Annotated in this window: 19 protein-coding genes and 3 pseudogenes; 15 read left to right on the forward strand and 7 right to left on the reverse strand. The window is 68.1% G+C overall.

Going from position 1 to position 16,960, the window contains the following annotated elements:
- The first annotated feature begins 46 nt into the window (after window positions 1-46).
- On the forward strand, window positions 47-961 hold the full coding sequence (locus HNP73_RS07295) for a LysR substrate-binding domain-containing protein (RefSeq protein WP_184147901.1): 915 nt from the start codon (window positions 47-49) through the stop codon (window positions 959-961).
- A gap of 6 nt (window positions 962-967) precedes the next feature.
- Here HNP73_RS07295 and recQ read toward each other — a convergent pair whose 3' ends face one another.
- Entirely contained in the window at window positions 968-3,022 is a 2,055-nt protein-coding gene (gene recQ, locus HNP73_RS07300; protein ID WP_184147902.1) for a DNA helicase RecQ, read from the reverse strand.
- Complete coding sequence (rsmD, locus tag HNP73_RS07305; RefSeq protein ID WP_184147903.1) at window positions 3,019-3,582, reverse strand: 16S rRNA (guanine(966)-N(2))-methyltransferase RsmD; 564 nt, start codon at window positions 3,580-3,582, stop codon at window positions 3,019-3,021. The genes recQ and rsmD overlap by 4 nt, the downstream gene beginning before the upstream one ends.
- Before the next feature lie 133 nt (window positions 3,583-3,715).
- Here rsmD and HNP73_RS24065 point away from each other — a divergent pair.
- The 7 genes and pseudogenes from HNP73_RS24065 to HNP73_RS07335 form a co-directional block, all read left to right on the forward strand.
- A pseudogene (locus HNP73_RS24065) lies at window positions 3,716-3,838 on the forward strand (GlcNAc-transferase family protein); the annotation flags it as partial.
- 33 nt (window positions 3,839-3,871) lie between these two features.
- Window positions 3,872-4,588 carry a GlcNAc-transferase family protein gene (locus HNP73_RS07310; RefSeq protein ID WP_343063211.1) on the forward strand — a complete coding sequence of 239 codons (717 nt, stop codon included), beginning with the start codon at window positions 3,872-3,874 and terminating at the stop codon, window positions 4,586-4,588.
- A 263-nt stretch (window positions 4,589-4,851) separates the two neighbouring features.
- A complete protein-coding gene (locus tag HNP73_RS24070) occupies window positions 4,852-5,199 on the forward strand; it encodes a 2OG-Fe(II) oxygenase (RefSeq protein ID WP_184147905.1) in 348 nt (115 codons plus the stop codon).
- Entirely contained in the window at window positions 5,183-5,461 is a 279-nt protein-coding gene (locus HNP73_RS07320) for a hypothetical protein (protein ID WP_184147906.1), read from the forward strand. The genes HNP73_RS24070 and HNP73_RS07320 overlap by 17 nt, the downstream gene beginning before the upstream one ends.
- A gap of 304 nt (window positions 5,462-5,765) precedes the next feature.
- Window positions 5,766-6,254: a peroxiredoxin gene (locus tag HNP73_RS07325; RefSeq protein ID WP_184147907.1), complete on the forward strand. Its 489-nt coding sequence runs from the start codon at window positions 5,766-5,768 to the stop codon at window positions 6,252-6,254.
- Between the two features lie 5 nt (window positions 6,255-6,259).
- Complete coding sequence (locus tag HNP73_RS07330; protein ID WP_184147908.1) at window positions 6,260-6,583, forward strand: YnfA family protein; 324 nt, start codon at window positions 6,260-6,262, stop codon at window positions 6,581-6,583.
- Between the two features lie 184 nt (window positions 6,584-6,767).
- Window positions 6,768-7,691 (forward strand): DMT family transporter, encoded by a 924-nt coding sequence (locus HNP73_RS07335; protein WP_184147909.1) that lies wholly within the window; start codon window positions 6,768-6,770, stop codon window positions 7,689-7,691.
- 16 nt (window positions 7,692-7,707) lie between these two features.
- On the opposite strand, the gene map is transcribed toward HNP73_RS07335, so the two are convergent.
- Entirely contained in the window at window positions 7,708-8,547 is an 840-nt protein-coding gene (map, locus tag HNP73_RS07340; RefSeq protein WP_184148086.1) for a type I methionyl aminopeptidase, read from the reverse strand.
- A gap of 77 nt (window positions 8,548-8,624) precedes the next feature.
- A complete protein-coding gene (gene sfsA, locus HNP73_RS07345) occupies window positions 8,625-9,329 on the reverse strand; it encodes a DNA/RNA nuclease SfsA (RefSeq protein ID WP_184147910.1) in 705 nt (234 codons plus the stop codon).
- Window positions 9,330-9,381: 52 nt separating this feature from the next.
- Here sfsA and HNP73_RS07350 point away from each other — a divergent pair, with 52 nt between their 5' ends.
- From HNP73_RS07350 to HNP73_RS07370, 5 genes and pseudogenes are all read left to right on the forward strand, one after another.
- Window positions 9,382-10,113: a competence/damage-inducible protein A gene (locus HNP73_RS07350; RefSeq protein WP_184147911.1), complete on the forward strand. Its 732-nt coding sequence runs from the start codon at window positions 9,382-9,384 to the stop codon at window positions 10,111-10,113.
- 129 nt (window positions 10,114-10,242) lie between these two features.
- On the forward strand, window positions 10,243-11,214 hold the full coding sequence (locus tag HNP73_RS07355; protein ID WP_184147912.1) for a taurine ABC transporter substrate-binding protein: 972 nt from the start codon (window positions 10,243-10,245) through the stop codon (window positions 11,212-11,214).
- A 9-nt stretch (window positions 11,215-11,223) separates the two neighbouring features.
- Window positions 11,224-12,030, forward strand: a complete 807-nt coding sequence (locus tag HNP73_RS07360) for an ATP-binding cassette domain-containing protein (RefSeq protein WP_184147913.1) — start codon at window positions 11,224-11,226, stop codon at window positions 12,028-12,030.
- Between the two features lie 208 nt (window positions 12,031-12,238).
- Window positions 12,239-12,880: pseudogene (locus HNP73_RS07365) on the forward strand (ABC transporter permease subunit); the annotation flags it as partial.
- Entirely contained in the window at window positions 12,877-13,443 is a 567-nt protein-coding gene (locus HNP73_RS07370; protein ID WP_184147915.1) for a DUF1349 domain-containing protein, read from the forward strand. The pseudogene HNP73_RS07365 and the gene HNP73_RS07370, both read left to right, overlap by 4 nt.
- Before the next feature lie 79 nt (window positions 13,444-13,522).
- On the opposite strand, the gene minE is transcribed toward HNP73_RS07370, so the two are convergent.
- The 3 genes from minE to minC are packed head-to-tail and all read right to left on the reverse strand — an operon-like array spanning window position 13,523 to window position 15,409.
- Complete coding sequence (gene minE, locus HNP73_RS07375; RefSeq protein ID WP_184147916.1) at window positions 13,523-13,804, reverse strand: cell division topological specificity factor MinE; 282 nt, start codon at window positions 13,802-13,804, stop codon at window positions 13,523-13,525.
- 11 nt (window positions 13,805-13,815) lie between these two features.
- Entirely contained in the window at window positions 13,816-14,628 is an 813-nt protein-coding gene (gene minD / locus HNP73_RS07380; RefSeq protein ID WP_184147917.1) for a septum site-determining protein MinD, read from the reverse strand.
- Window positions 14,629-14,656: 28 nt separating this feature from the next.
- Window positions 14,657-15,409 (reverse strand): septum site-determining protein MinC, encoded by a 753-nt coding sequence (gene minC, locus HNP73_RS07385; protein WP_343063212.1) that lies wholly within the window; start codon window positions 15,407-15,409, stop codon window positions 14,657-14,659.
- Between the two features lie 238 nt (window positions 15,410-15,647).
- On the opposite strand from minC, the gene rph reads away from it, so the two are divergent.
- Both rph and HNP73_RS22885 read left to right on the forward strand, forming a co-directional pair.
- Window positions 15,648-16,361: a ribonuclease PH gene (rph, locus tag HNP73_RS07390; protein ID WP_184147919.1), complete on the forward strand. Its 714-nt coding sequence runs from the start codon at window positions 15,648-15,650 to the stop codon at window positions 16,359-16,361.
- Window positions 16,358-16,960: pseudogene (locus HNP73_RS22885) on the forward strand (non-canonical purine NTP pyrophosphatase); the annotation flags it as partial. The gene rph and the pseudogene HNP73_RS22885, both read left to right, overlap by 4 nt.

Consider the following 16,960-nt stretch of genomic DNA (forward strand, 5'->3'; position numbering starts at 1 on the left):
TCTGGCGATTGTCCGCGCCGGCCGGGCCGGGCAGGATGGCGGGGTCATGACCCTGCGCTTCACCCTGCGGCAGCTCGAATACTTCGTCGCCGTCGGACAGGCCGGCAGTATCGCCGCGGCGTCGGAGGCGGTGAACGTCTCGCCGCCGTCGATCTCGGCGGCGATCTCCCAGCTCGAACGTGAGTTCGGGATCCAGCTCTTCATCCGCCAGCACGCGCAGGGGCTGTCGCTCACCCCCGGCGGACGCCGGTTCTTTGCCGAGGCAAAGCTGGTGCTCGAAGCCGCCGACGGCCTGCACGACCTCGCCGCGGACATCGCCCACGCCCCGCGCGGCCCGATCGGCATCGGCTGCTTCGCGACGCTGGCGCCGCTCATCATCGCGGGCCTGCGCCGCAGCTTCGAGGCGGCATTTCCCGAGGCCGCCGTCACCCAGGCCGAAGGCGATCAGGAGCGGCTTTTCGGGATGCTCCGCCGGGCCGAGATCGACGTCGCCCTGACCTATGACCTCGAAATCCCGCAGGACGTCCGCTTCCTGCCACTCGTCAGCGTCGCGCCCCATGTCCTGCTCGCCACCGGGCACCCGCTCGCCAACCTTCCCGAGGTGGAGCTTGATCGGCTGACCGACGAACCCATGGTCCTGCTCGACCTGCCGCTCAGCCGCGAATACTTCCTGTCGCTCTTTGCGGCGGCGGGCCTGCGGCCACGCATAACCGAGCGGACGCGCGACATGGCGGTGGTGCGGAGCCTCGTCGCCCATGGCTATGGCTACGCGCTCGCGAACGTCCACGCCGGGAACGAGCGGGCGCTCGACGGCACGCCACTCGTGCGGGTGCCGCTGGCCGGCGCCCACCGCGTGATGGCGATGGGAACAGCGACGATGCGCGGCGAGCACAAGACCCGTCTCGTCGCGGCCTTCGAGACGCATTGCCGCGAACGGCTGCCGGCGATGGAGTGGGGCTAGGCAGTCCTACGGGTGCAGGATCGCGAGAAACGCCTCGCCGAAGCGTTCGGCCTTCTGCGGCCCCATGCCGGCGATGCGCTCGAGCTCGGCCAGCGTGCGCGGCCGCTGCTCGGCGATCCTTGCCAGCGTCGACGTGGCGCAGTTCAGCGGCTTCTCCAGCCCGCCCGCTCCCCGGGCCAGCGCCACCTGTGCCTCGTGCAACCGGTCGATGAGGACACCTTCGCCCCGGCCTGCCGCCCGAAGCCGCGCGGGATGCGGCTGGGGCGCGACCTCTCCGGTCAGGACGGCAAGGAAATCCGAGCCGAAGCGTTCGAGCTTCACCGCGCCAACGCCGGTGATCCCGGCCATCTCGTCGAGGCTGCCCGGCCGGCGGGTCGCCATCTCGATGAGCGTGCGGTCCGGAAAGATGACATAGGCCGGCACGCCCTGATCGTCGGCGAGCGCCCGGCGCCGCGCCTTCAGCGCCGCGAGCATCCCCTCGTCCTCCTCGGAGACCAGCGCGGCGGGCTCGGAGCGGGCGGCCTTCGCCGCGCGGGCGATGCTGTCGGCGCGAAGCTCGAGGCTCGCCTCGCCCCTCAGGACCGGCCGCGCCGCCTCGGTGAGACGCAGGGCACCGTGTCGTTCGGGATCGGGCCGCACCAGATCGAGGCCCATGAGCTGCCGGAAGATCGCCTGCCACTCCGACTTCGAGCGGTCGCGGCCAACACCGAAGGTCGGCAGGCGATCATGGCCGCGCAGCTTGACCTTGTCCGTCGCCTCGCCGCGCAGGATGTCGACGAGGTGCCCGACCCCGAAGCTCTCGCCGGTGCGCAGGATCGCCGAAAACGCCTTCCGCGCGGCTTCGGTACCGTCGAAGAGCTTCGGCGGCTGGCGGCAGAGGTCGCAGTTGTTGCAGGGCGGCTCATAGCTCTCGCCGAAATAGGCGAGCAGAGTCTTGCGCCGGCAGCGATGCGCCTCGGCGAGTCCGAGAAGCGCGTTCAGCCGTGCGTGATCGGCCTGCTTGCGCTCCATGGGCGCGGCGCTCTCGTCGATCTGCGTCCGGCGCAGGCGAATGTCGTCCGGGCCATAGAGCGTGAGCGTGTCGGCGGGCGCTCCGTCGCGCCCTGCCCGGCCGATCTCCTGATAGTAGCTTTCGATCGACTTCGGCAGATCGGCGTGGGCGACGTAGCGGATATCGGGTTTGTCGACGCCCATGCCGAAGGCAATGGTGGCGCAGACCACGAGCCCGTCCTCACGCTGAAACCGCGTCTCCGCGTGGCGACGCGAGTCCGGGTCAAGCCCGGCGTGGTAGGCGAGCGCGGTGTGGCCCGCCTGCCCGAGGGCGGTCGCAAGGGTCTCGGTCCGGGCACGGCTCGCGCAGTAGACGATGCCGGATTGACCCCGGCGGGCGTCGGCAAAGGCGAGGATCTGGCGGCGCGGCTCGTCCTTCGGCGCGAAGCCCAGCGTCAGGTTCGGGCGATCGAAGCCGCGCAGGAAGCTCGCCGGTGCCTGATCGTCGAACAGCCGCCGGACGATCTCGGCCCGGGTTTCCTCGTCGGCGGTGGCGGTCAGCGCCACGGTCTGGATACCGCCAAGCGCCCGGCGCAGCTCCCCGATGCGCAGGTAGTCCGGGCGGAAATCGTGGCCCCACTGACTGACGCAATGCGCCTCGTCGACCGCAAGCAGGGCGGGGCGGATCCGGCGGAGAAGCTGGGCCGTCGCCCCGGCGGCGAGGCGCTCGGGCGCCATGTAGAGCAGTTTGAGCCGACCGTCATCGAGGGCAGCGAAGGTCTCCTCGGTCTCCTCGGGCGTCGACTGCGAGGTCAGCGCCCCGGCGGCGACACCCGCGGCACGAAGCGCGCGGACCTGATCGCGCATGAGGGCGATGAGCGGCGAGACGACGAGGGTGACGCCAGCACGGGTCAGCGCCGGCAACTGGTAGCAGAGCGACTTGCCGCCGCCGGTCGGCATGATGGCAAGCACGTTGCGCCCGGCCTCGACCGCGGTGACGATCTCCTCCTGGCCGGGGCGAAAGTCGGGAAAGCCGAAGACGGAGCCGAGCAGGCGGCGGGCCTCGGTCATGGGCCGGTCAACTTGTAGAGGAAGATCATGGTATCCCCATACTGGCGCCGGTCGCGAAGGGTCAAGCCGGGCGGCGGCGGCGGCATGGCACCTTCCTCCCAGACAATCGTCGCGCCCGGCGCAATCCATCCGCCCGCGAGGGCCGCGTCGATCGCCTGCTCCCCAAGACCGCGACCGTAAGGCGGATCGAGAAAGACGAGGCTCGCAGGCTCGCCGGGGTTCGCCCCGAGCCGTGTGGCATCGCGCGGCAGGACACGGGCCAGGTCGCCGGCCCGCAGGCGCGCGAGGTTCGCCTCCAACAGCTTCAGCGCCGGCCGTCCCTGCTCGACGAACACCGCGAAGGCCGCGCCCCGCGACAGCGCCTCGAGCCCGAGCGCGCCAGTCCCGGCGAAGAGATCGAGCACGCGGGCGCCTTCAAGAGGCGCATGGTCCCCGTGGGCGAGCAGGTTGAACAGGCTCTCGCGCACCCGGTCGGACGTGGGGCGGAGGCGGGCCGCCTCGTCGCCGGCGCCGACCGGGGCAAGCGCGGTGCCGCGCCAGCGGCCGGAGATGATGCGCATCGGGTGCTCCTTGTCCGATCGCCTGTAGCGTCAGGCCGGAGGCCGCGCAATCGACGGTCTGCTCGCCATCGAGAAGAACGCGTGATAGCCTTTGGGGAAGACGCGGAACCCGGCGGGCTGCAGCGTGCAGGACGTGTTCGTACAAATTGCCGCCTATCGCGACCCGCAAGTCTGGCCGACGATTGCGAGCCTCTTCGAGACTGCGCGCCATCCGGAGCGGCTTCGGGTGCGAGTGTGTTGGCAGCGAGCGCCAGATGATCCGCCGCCAGGGCTCGATCCACGTTGGAGCGTGGAAATCGACGAGGTGCCGCACACGCTCAGCGACGGTGCCAACTGGGCGAGGCGACGTGTGCAGCGTCAGTGGGCGGGAGAGCGATACTCCCTGATCATCGACTCGCACTTGCGTTTCGCGCTCGACTGGGACTGCAAGCTCGCGGCCATGCTGGAGGGCTGCCGGTCCAGGGGCTCGGAGAGGCCATTGATCACCGGTTATCCGCCCGACTTCGATCCTGCCACGTATCCGAGAGGCAGATCGTGGCGGCCGCTCAAGATCTATCGGGAAGGCTACATTGCCGGCATGCTCCTGCACTTCGCAGGACATGAGATCGCCCTGCCATCCTGGCTCGGCGCGCCGGTGCCGGCGGAGTTTCTCGCGCTGGGACTGCTGTTCAGCGACGGGCGGTTCAACATCGAGGTGCCGCTCGACCCTGCGATCTACTTCTTCGGGGACGAGATCACGACGGGCGTGCGGGCCTGGTGCCGCGGCTACGACTTCTTTCACCCGCATCGGGTTGTCGCCTGGCACGTCTACGCCCGCAAGACCAGACGATGCCACTGGGAGGACCACGCCGACTGGAGCGAGCGGGATCGTCGCTCTCTCGCGCAGACGCGACGCGTTCTGACAGGAGCGGGAAGCGCGGGATGCGAGACTGGCCGGAAGCGGTCACTCCAGTCCTACGAGCGACGGATCGGCGTTCCGCTCGTTCTTCCGGGTGAGCACGCATGAATGGACCCGTTGAGGTCATCGACGAGTTTCTGAGCAGTGACGAGTGCGCCCGCCTCGCGGCCGCTGCCCCGGCGAACTGCTGGCGGCCAAGCCTCTCGGGTCTGCCGGATGCGCGAAGCGTCCTCTCGGCACGCGGAGGTCGGCACAGCGACTCGGTCGGAGAGGGAGACCTCGATGCGGCAGGGCAGGAACTGCTGCCGGCCATCGAGGCGCGGTTGGCGGACCGGTGCCACGCACTGGTGGACCGCTTCGAGCCATGGCAAATGAGCCGGTACCGCCGAGGCGACTTCTTCGACTACCATCTCGACTGCGGTGCCTTCGGGACACATGCGAGCGGAGAGCGCGAGCGAACCTTCCTTCTTGTCGTGCAGGCTCCCGCCCGTGGTGGAGCCACGCATTTCCGAGCGCTCGGGGTCAGCGTCCGGCCGATCGCCGGAAGGCTGATCGCGTGGCGCAATTTTCTGCCGTCGGGGCGGTGCAATCATGGTATGATCCACTCGGGTCGACCAGTCTGGCAGGGACAGAAGATCATCCTGACCACCTGGCAACACGAGCGCCCCTTTCCGAGGGGTGCAAGCGGAAGGGGCTCGGAGCATGAAGCATCCCAATGATGGCATCGTCCGTGAGATCGTCGAGCGGTACGGCGACACGCTCGATCTGCGCTCGAGTCCGTACCTGATTGTCGAGATCATCCAGCAGTACGGGCCTCAGATCGCTGGAAATCCCGCGGCCGATTGCCTGCCCCCGGGAGGGCCGCCGCCACGCGGAGGACTCGATCCTGACGATTTGATGCGCGACCTGCGTGCCGCGTTGGCAGAAGTCGAGCGATTGGCCACGGGGCTGCATCAGTCGCTGCCACGTTCGGCACCCTAGGTTCCGCAGCCAGCAGCATTTCTCCTGGTTGGCATCCGCGATCCCGGCTCTGCCGGTGGTCGCGGCTGGGGTGGGGCCGTGTCGCTCAGCGGCGGCTGCGCCGCAAATCACCTGAGCAGGCTAGCAGGCTCTTCGCGGAGCGCGACATCGGGCGGCCAGCCGCTCCACCGCCGGCCTGCACCGATCCTCCACGGCGCGGACGTCTGCAATGCCCGGGAGCATTGCTTTCCCGTTTGGCTTTCCCGGGCAGGTTGGCCCGTCTATATGTCCCCCGACACGTCCGGCAACCGGGAAAGGGACCGTGATGACGATTGCGATGGGTGAGAAGCTGCCCGAGGCGACGCTGCTCGAGATGACCGACGCAGGACTTGCGCCAGTCAGCGTGAGCGAGCTCACCAGCGGGCGGAACGTGGTGATCTTCGGTTTGCCCGGCGCCTACACCGGAACCTGCTCGACGAAGCATCTGCCGAGTTTCATGCGCGTCGCCGACCAGCTTCGGGCGAAGGGCGTCGACGACATCGTCTGCGTCTCGGTGAATGACCCGTTCGTCATGAAGGCGTGGGGCGAGGGCGCGGGGGCCGACAAGGCCGGGATCCGGATGCTGGCCGACGCTGCCTCGGAACTGACCGGCGCGCTCGGCCTCCGCTTCAGCCGCGCGGAAGCGGGCTTCTACGACCGTTCCAAGCGCTACGCGATGTACGTGGTCGACGGCGAGGTGAAGGTGCTGAACCTCGAGGCCAACCCCGGCGAGTGCGACATCTCCGGTGGCGAGACCATGCTGGCGGCGATCTGACCGGGGTGGCGGCGCTCGCGATCTACGCGGCCGCCGCGCTCGCGGAAATCGCCGGGTGCTTCGCGGTCTGGATGTGGCTCCGGCAGGGGCACTCCGCGCTCTGGCTTGTCCCCGGCGTCGTTTCCCTCGTCGCGTTCGCGGCGCTGCTCGCGGCGAGTCCGGCCGATCACGCCGGGCGCGCCTACGCCGCCTATGGCGGCGTCTACGTCGCGGCCTCGCTCCTCTGGCTCTGGGCGGTAGAGGGAGCGCGGCCGGACCGCTGGGACCTGACCGGCGGTCTCATCTGCCTCGCCGGCGCCGCCGTGGTCCTTTGGGGACCCAGAGCATGAAATAGTGCGCTCTTTTCGCGTCTGACCCTTGCGTGAATCGGACTTCATGGCTTGAAGGAGGATGGGGACGGATGCCGCGTGGCACGCCGCGCGAGGTGCAATCCGTCCCGTCTGTGAAACGATTCAACAGACGCGACGCCCACAGCCAGACATGCAGAGGGCCAGACGCGCAGAGGGACTGGGAATGACCGCAGCGGTACAACCGATGTCGGGTCACGCGAAGGCAGTGACGCTCGGGATCGCCCTGATGGCCGGCGGCTATTTCGTCTTCGCCCTCAATGACGCGCTCGGCAAGTACCTGGTCGCGACCTTCGGCGTGGCGCAGCTCGTGGCGATTCGCTCCGTTGGCAGCTTCCTCATCCTCGGGCCGATGCTCTGGCGCGCGGGCGTGAACCCGTTCCGCAACGTCGATCGGCCGGCACTGCAAATCGCGCGCGTGGTGTTCGCCACGCTCGACACCGGGCTCTTCTACGCCGCCTGCGTCTGGATGCCGCTTGCCGACGTGATGACGTTCTACATGGCCGGACCGATCTATACGCTGCTCGCCGCGCGACTGCTCCTTGGCGAACAGATCGGCTGGCGGCGATGGAGCGCCATTGCGGTCGGCTTCGTCGGCGTCCTGATCGCTCTCAAGCCCTCGACGGCCACCCTGACGGGTCCGGCGCTGATCGCGCTTATCGGCAGCGTCTGCTATTCGCTGGCGCTCGTCCTCAACCGGATGCTGGCCGGAACCAGTGGCACGGCCCTGGGGACGTTCCAGACCATCGGCGCGCTGGTGGCCGCCGGTGCGCTCGCGGTCTTCGACTGGCGGCCGCTCACCGGATCGGGCGTGTTCTGGATGATGTTCCTCGGGGTGGTGGCGATCACCGCGCACCTGATGATCATCCGGGCCATGAAGCTCGCGCCGGTCGCGGTTCTGGCGCCGTTCCAGTACACGCTGCTGCTCTGGGGCATCGTCATGGGCTGGGCGATCTTCGGCGACGTTCCGGGCTGGAACGTGCTCGCCGGCGCCGCGGTGATCGTCGCGGCGGGCCTCTTCATCTTCTACCGGGAGCAGACCCTGAAGCCCGAGGTGACGGCGGCAGAGCTGACGGCGAACTCGCCCTGAGCCCCCCGCCCGGAGCTCAGTCCGCCTTGCGATCCCACGTCGGGTGGAAACGGTCCGTCGGCGAGAGCGTGAAGATCTCGCAGCCGGTCTCGGTGACACCCACTGCGTGCTCGAACTGCGCCGAGAGCGAGCGGTCCCTGGTCACGGCAGTCCAGTCGTCGTCGAGGATCTTCGTCTCCGGCCGGCCGAGGTTGATCATCGGCTCGATGGTGAAGAACATCCCCGGCTCCAGCACCGGCCCGGACCCCCAGCGGCCATAGTGCAGCACGTTCGGCGTGGCGTGGAACACCCGGCCGATGCCGTGACCGCAGAAGTCACGGACCACCGAGCAGCGATGGCCCTCGGCAAAGCGCTGGATCGCGGCACCGATGTCACCGAAGGTATTGCCGGGCACGACCTGGGCGATCCCCTCCATCAAGGCGTCGTGGGTGATGTCGATCAGCCGCTCGGACTTGCGGGCCGGCTTGCCCGCCACATACATCCGACTCGAGTCGCCGAACCAGCCGTCGACGATGACCGTGACGTCGATGTTCAGGATGTCACCGTCCTTCAGGAACGGCGAAGGGGCGCCCTGCGTGCGCACGTTTGACGGGATCCCGTGGCAGACCACGTGGTTGATCGAGATGCAGCTGGCGTGCTGATAGCCCTTGTAGCCGACGGTGGCCGAGGTGGCGCCCGCGGCGCGGATCATCTCGTGGATCTGCGAGTCGAGCTCGCCCGTGCTCACCCCCGGCATGACGGCCGGGGCAATCCTGTCGAGGATGTCCGCCACCAGACGCCCGGCAACACGCATCCCGGCAAAATCTTCGGGATTGTGCAAGCGAATGCCGTCCTTGTTCAGGCGGCCAGTCAACATCTGATCCAAAGCGGACACTCCGAGCATGATCCACTGATGTAGATCTCCGCTCGTAGTTTTGCAAATGGCCGAGGCAATTATGCCAGCGCCGGCAGCGGCTGATCCAGCGTGATCCCCAACCTGTCAATTCGGGTGGTGTGCACCAGCACTTCCACGCCCTGCGCCCGCGCGGCCGCATAGGCGGCGGCATAGGCCGGATCGAGATCGCCGGAGACCGCGAACCGGTCGCAGTCCGTCCGCTGCACCACGTAGAGCATGACGGCGCGATGGCCCTCGGCCACCATCGCGGCGAGATCGGCGAGATGGCGCGCGCCCCGGGCGGTGACGCTGTCGGGAAACTCGGCGAGGCGTCCCGTCCGGCGCAGGTGGACGTTCTTCACCTCGACATAGGCGTCAGGGCGCCCCTCCGCCGAGAGCAGGAAGTCGACCCGGCTCTTCGTGGCATAACGCACCTCCGGGCGGATCCGCTGATAGCCGGTCAGTCCCGGGATGCGATCCTCGGCCAGCGCCTCGGCGACGATGCGGTTCGGCAGGCTGGTGTCGATGCCCGCGAGATGGCCGTCCGGCAGCTCCACGAGCCGCCACGACCAGGCCAGCGCCCGGCGGGGATCAGGGACATGCTCGAGCCAGACGGTAACGCCCGGATCCTTCAGGCCGAGCATGGCACCGGGGTTGGCGCAATGCGCGGTTACAGCGCGGCCGTCGTCGAGGATGACGTCAGCCAGAAAGCGTTTATACCGCTGCACGAGGCGGCCGCGAACGAGGGGGGTGGCAAAGCGCATGACGCTCCCTTGGCGCAAGGCTCGCCCGAGAACAAGCGCAAGGACGACCCCGATGCCCAATCCTACGGCCGCGATGCTGACGATCGGCGACGAGATCCTCTCGGGCCGGACCCGGGACGCGAACATGCCGCATCTGGCGCTGAAGCTCGGGGAGAAGGGCATCACGCTGGCGGAGGCGCGGGTGGTGCCGGACGTGGCCGAGGAGATTTCCGGCGCGGTGAACGCGCTCCGGGCGCGCTACGATCATGTCTTCACCTCGGGCGGCATCGGGCCGACGCACGACGACATCACCGCCGACTGCGTGGCCGCAGCCTTCGGGGTGGGCATCGACGTGCGCGAGGACGCCCGGGCGATCCTCGCGACGAACTACGCGAACCCGGATGTCGACCTGAACCCCGCACGGCTGCGCATGGCGCGCATCCCGGACGGCGCAACGCTGATCGACAACCCGGTCTCGAAGGCCCCGGGGTTCTCCATCGGCAACGTCCACGTCATGGCGGGCGTGCCCGCCGTCTTCGAGGCGATGGTGGCGAGCCTCCTGCCGAAGCTGACCGGCGGGGCGCCGCTCCTCAGCGAGACCGTGCAGGTCATGCGGCCCGAAGGCGTTCTGGCGGGGCCGCTCGGGGCGATCGCCACCGCGCACCCGGAGGTGTCGATCGGCTGCTACCCCTTCAGCCGGGAAGGGGTCTTCGGAGCGACCCTCGTGGCGCGCAGCACCGACGCCCCGGCCCTCGCCCGCGTGGCCGAGGCGCTTCGGGCACTGAAGGCCGCGATCGAGGCCTGAGCACACGTATTACGACGGCCCCCACCAGCCCGTTGCCGCAACCCGGAAAAGCTGTCTGAATGACCGGCGGCGCCCATGGGGAAAACCGGAGCGCCTGCCGGAACGACCGGCCAACAGGGGAGATGAAAAATGATCGCTCGGACCGGGGCCATCGGCCTTCTCGCCGCGACGCTGATCGCCAGCGCGGCCGTCGCGGCGGACAAGGTAACGGTGGCCTATTTCCTCGAATGGCCGACCGCCAACCAGGTCGCGCAGGTCGACAAGACCTATGACAAGGAGCTCGGCGTCGAGGTCGAATGGCGTGCCTTCGGCAACGGCAACGAGATGACCCAGGCGATGGTCTCGGGTGACGTGGATATCGCCTACAGCCAGGGCTTCGTGCCGTTCGTCGTCGGCGTGACCAGTGGCGCGCCGCTGAAGCTTGTGGGGATCGCGGTCACCTATGCCGAGAACGATCTCTGCATCGTGCGTGATGATGCCGGCATCACCAAGGACAACGCCAGGGAGCTCGAGGGCAAGAAGGTGGCGACTCCGACCGGCAACGTCACGCACTACAAGCTGCTTCGCACCCTGACCCACCTCGGCGTCGATCCGGCGAAGGTCGACATCGTGCAGATGAACGGCGCCGACGCCGCAGTGGCGCTCGTCCGTGGCGACGTGGTGATGGCCTGCGCCTTCGGCGGCCCGATCGACCGGATGCGGACCGTCGGCAAGCCGCTGATGACCGGCGCCGAACAGGAAGCGGTCGGCATCAACACCTTCGACATCGTCTCGGCGACCGACAGCTTCGCGGCCGAGCACCCGGACCTCCTGAGAAAGTTCCTCGCGGTGACCGACGCGGCCAACGCCGCTTACGCCAAGGATCCGAGCGCCGTCTACGAGGTGGTCTCCGGCGCCGCCGGCATGGACCTCGACGCTACCAAGGCGATGATGGCGAACTTCAGCTTCCCGTCGAACGAGGAACAGCTCTCCGCGAACTGGCTCGGGGGCGGCGTGCAAGAGGCCGCGAAGGGCGTGGCGGACGTGATGACGGCGACGGGCAATCTCGACAAGCCCCTCGACGACTACTCGAAGTTCGTCGATCCAAGCTTCCTGAAGTAAGCCGCCACCGTGGCCGGCATTCGCATCGAGGACCTCTCGATGGTCTACACGCTGCCGGGGGGCGGCAGCGTGCGGGCGCTCGAACACGTGGCGCTCGACATCCCGGAAGGCCAGATGGTCGCGATCCTCGGGCCCTCGGGGTGCGGCAAGACCACGCTCCTGAACATCGTTGCCGGGTTCCTGAAGCCCACCTCCGGGGCAGTGGTGGTGGGTGGCCGGAGGGTGACCGGCCCCGGCGCCGAGCGCGGCATGGTGTTCCAGCAGGGTGCGCTCTTCGAGTGGATGTCCGTCGCGGAGAACGTGGGCTTCGGCCCGCGCATGGCCGGACGCGCCCGGCGCGAGGCCGACGCCCTGGTCGCCGAACTTCTCCGCCGGGTGGGCCTCGGGGGGTTCGCCGACACACCGGTCTACCGGCTGTCGGGCGGGATGCAGCAACGGGTGGCGCTCGCCCGCTGTCTCGCGAACGATCCGGGCGTCATCCTGATGGACGAGCCGCTGGGCGCCCTCGACGCGCTCACCCGCGAGAGGATGCAGGGTCTCGTGCTCCGGCTCTGGAAAGAGACGGGCAAGACGATCGTGCTCATCACCCACTCCGTCGAGGAGGCGCTCTTCCTCGGCGAGCGGCTGATCGTCATGGCGCCACGGCCGGGGCGCGTCATCCGCGACATGGCCTTGCCGTTTGCCGAGATGGCGCTCCGGACCGAGGCCCGGACGGTGAAGGCTTCCGCCGACTTCGTGCAGGTGCGCGAGGAGGTGCTTTCGATGATCTGGAGCATGGAGGAAGAGATCATGGGCGGGGCGCAGGATGTCACATGAACCCGGCCGCCTCGCGATCTGGCTCGGCCTCGCCGACGGACCGCTGACACAGGCAAAGACCGTGCGTTTCGGCGACGCGAGTGCCATCCGTTCGGGACGGATCTGGTCGATCCTGATTGTCGTCGTTCTCGTCGGGCTCTGGGCGATCGCCTCGCGCCACGGCTGGATCCCCGCGTTCTACTGGCCGCCGATCGGCGCCACATGGGACCGGCTGGTCAGGCTCGCCACCGAAGGTTTCCGCAATGTGCCGCTCTGGGAGCATGTGGGCATCAGCGTGTTTCGCGTGCTCTCGGGTGTCTTCTTCGGCGCGCTCATCGGGATCCCCCTCGGCTTCGCCATGGGGCTCTCGTCGGTGGCGCGCGGGCTCTTCGACCCGGTCGTCGAGTTCATGCGGCCGATCCCGCCGCTTGCGCTCATCCCGCTCATCATCCTGTGGTTCGGCATCGGCGAGGTGGCGAAGATCGTCCTCCTGTTCCTCGCGGCACTCTTCATCATGACGCTGGCGGCCCGCGCCGGCGTCTCGGGCGTCGCGATCACCAAGGTCCACGCCGCCTACTCGCTCGGGGCATCGCGGATGCAGATTCTGCGGCACGTGATCCTGCCAAACGCTCTGCCGGAGATCTTCACCGGGCTTCGCACCTCGATGGGCGTCTGCTGGAGCACCGTGGTCGCGGCGGAACTCGTCGCCGCTGACAGGGGGCTTGGCTCGATGATCATGATCGCCAAGAACTTCCTGCAAACCGACACGGTGGTGATCGGCATCGTCCTCATCGGCCTCATCGGCTACGGCATCGAGCTGCTCATGCGCTGGACCGAACGGCGGCTGGTGCCGTGGAAGACCGGGGCATGACCGGCATGGAATGGCTGAACGAGCCCCCGGCATGGCGGGAGGAAGCGGACGCGCTCCACGTCACGACCGGCGGGCGCACGGATTTCTGGCGGCGGACGCACTACGGCTTCATCCGTGACGATGGTCACGCCCGGCTGGCCCACGCCGAGGGAGATTTCGCGGCGGAGGTGACGTTCCGGGGCGCGTACTCCGAACTCTACGATCAGGCCGGGCTGATGCTCCGCCTCGATGCCGAGACCTGGATCAAGGCCGGGATCGAGTTCGTCGGCGGACGCCGGATGTTGAGTGTGGTCGTGACACGCGAGGTGTCCGACTGGTCGACAATGCCATGCCCGAGCGACGCCGACTGGATCCGCCTGCGACTGACGCGGATCGGATCAGCCGTGCATGTCCATTGGGCGGAGGCGATCGAACCCGCATCCTGGCGGATGCTGCGCCTCGCGTTCTTTCCCCTGGGTCAGGCAGGCGTCGGGCCCATGTGCTGCTCGCCGCAGAGGGCCGGCTTCGAGGCGTCATTTCGCGGCTTCGCGATCTCGCCGCCCGAGACCCCGGAAGAGGGATGACGCACCTTGCGCCCGGTCGGGGGGATCCCGCCGGGCGCAAGGTGAAAAAGGACCGGTCCCGGACAGGGGCCGGTCGGGATCAGGCCGCGCCGCGCGCCTCGGCGCCGCTCTTGCCGGGCAGCTCGATATTGATCTCGAGCGTCGAAAGCTCCTCGCCGCGCTCAAGCTTGATGTCGACGCCCTCGTCGCCCACCCGCATGTAGCGCTGGATCACCTCGAGGATGTCGCGCTGGAGCATCGGCAGATACTCCGGGCTCGACCGGTCGGTGCGCTCATGGGAGAGCAGGATCTGCAGCCGTTCCTTGGCGGAGTCGGCCGAGGTGAGGTTTCGGGGTCGCCGGAAAAAGTTGAGCATGCTCATGCCGTCACCCCTCACGCCGTCCGCCGCAGGAGCCGCTGGAACAGGCCCTGACGTTCGGGCTGGATCTTCATTTCCAGCTGCTCGCCGATCAGACGCGACACGGCGTCCTCATAGGCCTTCCCGGCATTCGACTTGGTGTCGAATGTGACGGGCGTGCCGACGTTGGACGCCTTCAGGACCGCGGTGCTCTCGGGGATGATGCCGAGGAGCGGGATCGACAGGATCTCGAGGATGTCATCGACCTTCATCATCTCGCCACGGGCGACACGCGCCGGGTCGTAGCGGGTCAGCAGCAGGTGCGACTTGACCTCGCCCTCGCCCTTCTCGGCGCGGTTGGTCTTGGCCGACAGCAGGCCGAGCACGCGGTCGCTGTCACGAACCGACGAGACTTCCGGGTTGGTCACGACGACGGCCTCGTCGGCGTAGTACATCGCGAGATGCGCGCCGCGCTCGATGCCCGCCGGGCTGTCGCAGATGATGTAATCGAACTGTTCGCGCAGTTCGTTCAGCACCTTCTCGACACCCTCCTTGGTCAGCGCGTCCTTGTCACGCGTCTGCGAGGTGGGCAGGATCGACAGGTTTTCGAGGCGACGGTCGGTGATCAGCGCCTGCTTGATCTTCGCATCGCCCTGAATGACGTTGATGAAGTCGAACACCACCCGGCGCTCGCACCCCATGATCATGTCGAGATTGCGCAGACCCACGTCGAAATCGATGACGACGGTCTTCTTCCCGCGCATCGCGAGACCTGCGCCGATGGCGGCAGTGGAGGTCGTCTTGCCGACGCCGCCCTTACCGGAAGTGACTACGATGATCTTGGCCAAACGATGCTCCCTTATTCGATGCTGCGGGTTATTTGAGAGGCTCGACACACAGCGTGTCGTCCTTGAGGAATGCCTGGATCCGGGTCTGGCGCAGGGCCGGCCCGAGGTCGTCGCTGGTGCGGTAGAGGCCGGCGATGGCGATGAGCTCGGCCTCGAGGTTCTGGCAGAAGATCCGTGCGGTCCGGTCGCCGTTCACGCCCGCCAGCGCGCGGCCCCTCAGCGGCCCGTAGATGTGAATGTTGCCATGCGCGATGAGTTCGGCACCCGAGCTGACCGGCGCCATGACGATGAGATCACCGCGGTCGGCGAAGATGCGCTGGCCAGAGCGGACCGGCTCGGTGATCAGCAGCGTTGCGGCAGGCTCGACGGACGTCACCGCCTTGAGCTCGGCCGGAGCGGCACGCGCAGCCCCGCGCTCGAGCGAGGCCTCGCGGCCACCCTGCAGCGTGATGAGGCCGGCGCCGAAGGCGGCATTGCCCTGCTCGGGGGTCGCGCCCTGAATGCCCACGGCAAAGAGCTTGCGGGCTCGGAGCTGATGGACGAGCTTCACGAACTCGGCCTTCTCGCCAAGATCGGCGGCATGCTCCACGTCGAGGACGAGCGGCGCGTTGACGAAGAAATGCGGCGCCTGACGCATCAGCGTATCGAGCGCCTCGAAGAAGCCCGCGTCGGGCGGGCCGGCCATGCGCAGCACCACCGCCGTGAACGATCGGCCGCGAACCTGCAGCGGGGTGGTTGCGACGCTAACCTGGGTCCCTGGCTTGGGATTCACGGATTGCACGGGCTGGCCTGTATCAATGATGCGACATCTCGGTGGGATGTTTCTTGAACCCCATCATATTGTGTTTCTGGCGACCTGCAACCTCAAGATCGCAGCCTTTATAGGTGATTCTCACTGGGCTATTCAATCAAAGGTTGTCCTGGTGTGAAACTCTGCCTTGATGGCTCCGGCGTCGGCTGGACGCCGGTCGGTCCCCGCGATAAGGACGCGGGCCGAAGGCCCGAAGGAGAACCCACCCATGCGCCCATCCGGCCGCGCCACCGATGCGCTTCGCCAGGTCACGATCGAGACAGGCGTCTCCCGACACGCGGAAGGATCCTGCCTGATCCGCATGGGCGACACCCACGTCCTCTGCACTGCCAGCGTCGAGGAGTCCGTCCCGCCGTTCCTGCGCAAGTCGGGACTTGGCTGGGTGACGGCCGAATACGGCATGCTGCCGCGCTCGACCACCACCCGGAGCCGGCGCGAGGCATCGGCCGGCAAGCAGTCCGGCCGGACCCAGGAAATTCAGCGACTGATCGGCCGGTCCCTGCGCGCGGCGGTCGATCGTCCGGCGCTCGGCGAACGCCAGATCACCGTTGACTGCGACGTGCTGCAGGCCGACGGCGGCACACGCTGCGCGTCGATCACCGGCGGCTGGATCGCACTCCGCCTCGCGGTGAACACACTCCTGAAGGCCGGGACGATCAAGAGTGACCCGCTGACCGCCCATGTGGCCGCGGTGAGCTGCGGCATCTACGGCGGCCAGCCGGTGCTCGATCTCGACTATGCCGAGGACAGCGTGGCGGGCACTGACGCGAATTTTGTCATGACCGAAAACGGCGGCCTGATCGAAGTGCAGGGCAGCGCCGAAGGCGCGACCTTCAGCCGCGCGGAACTCGACGCGCTGATGAACCACGCCGAGAAGGGCATCGCCGAACTGGTCGCCGCGCAGAAGGCTGCCATCGCGTGACGAGGAAGCTGTTGCCCGGCAAGCTCGTCGTCGCGACCCACAACGCCGGCAAGCTTGAGGAATTCCGCGGGCTGCTTGCCGGCTACCCGGTCGAACTGGTCTCCGGCGGCGAGCTTGGGCTTCCCGAGCCGGCCGAGACCGAGACGAGCTTTCTTGGAAACGCCCGGATCAAGGCGCACGCAGCGGCCTCCGCCAGCGGCCTTCCGGCGCTGGCCGACGACTCCGGGATCGAGATCGACGCGCTCGACGGCGCGCCGGGGGTCTACACCGCCGACTGGGCCGAGGGTCCGGGCGGTCGGGATTTCGTGCGGGCGATGACCCGGGCGCACGACGCGCTGGTGGCGAGCGGTCAGCCGGAACCCTGGACCGCTCGCTTCCGCTCGACGTTGGTGCTGGCATGGCCCGACGGTCATGAAGAGTCGTTCGAGGGACGCATCGAGGGACGTTGCGTCTGGCCGTTGCGTGGCGCCGGTGGCCACGGCTACGACCCGGTGTTCCAGCCGGACGGTTTCGAGGTCACGCTGGGCGAACTTTCCCTCGACGAGAAGAACCGTATCAGCCACCGTGCCGATGCCGTCCGCCGCTTCGCGGCAGCGTGT

The organism is Amaricoccus macauensis (assembly GCF_014201905.1).
In the GTDB taxonomy this organism is placed as follows: domain Bacteria; phylum Pseudomonadota; class Alphaproteobacteria; order Rhodobacterales; family Rhodobacteraceae; genus Amaricoccus; species Amaricoccus macauensis.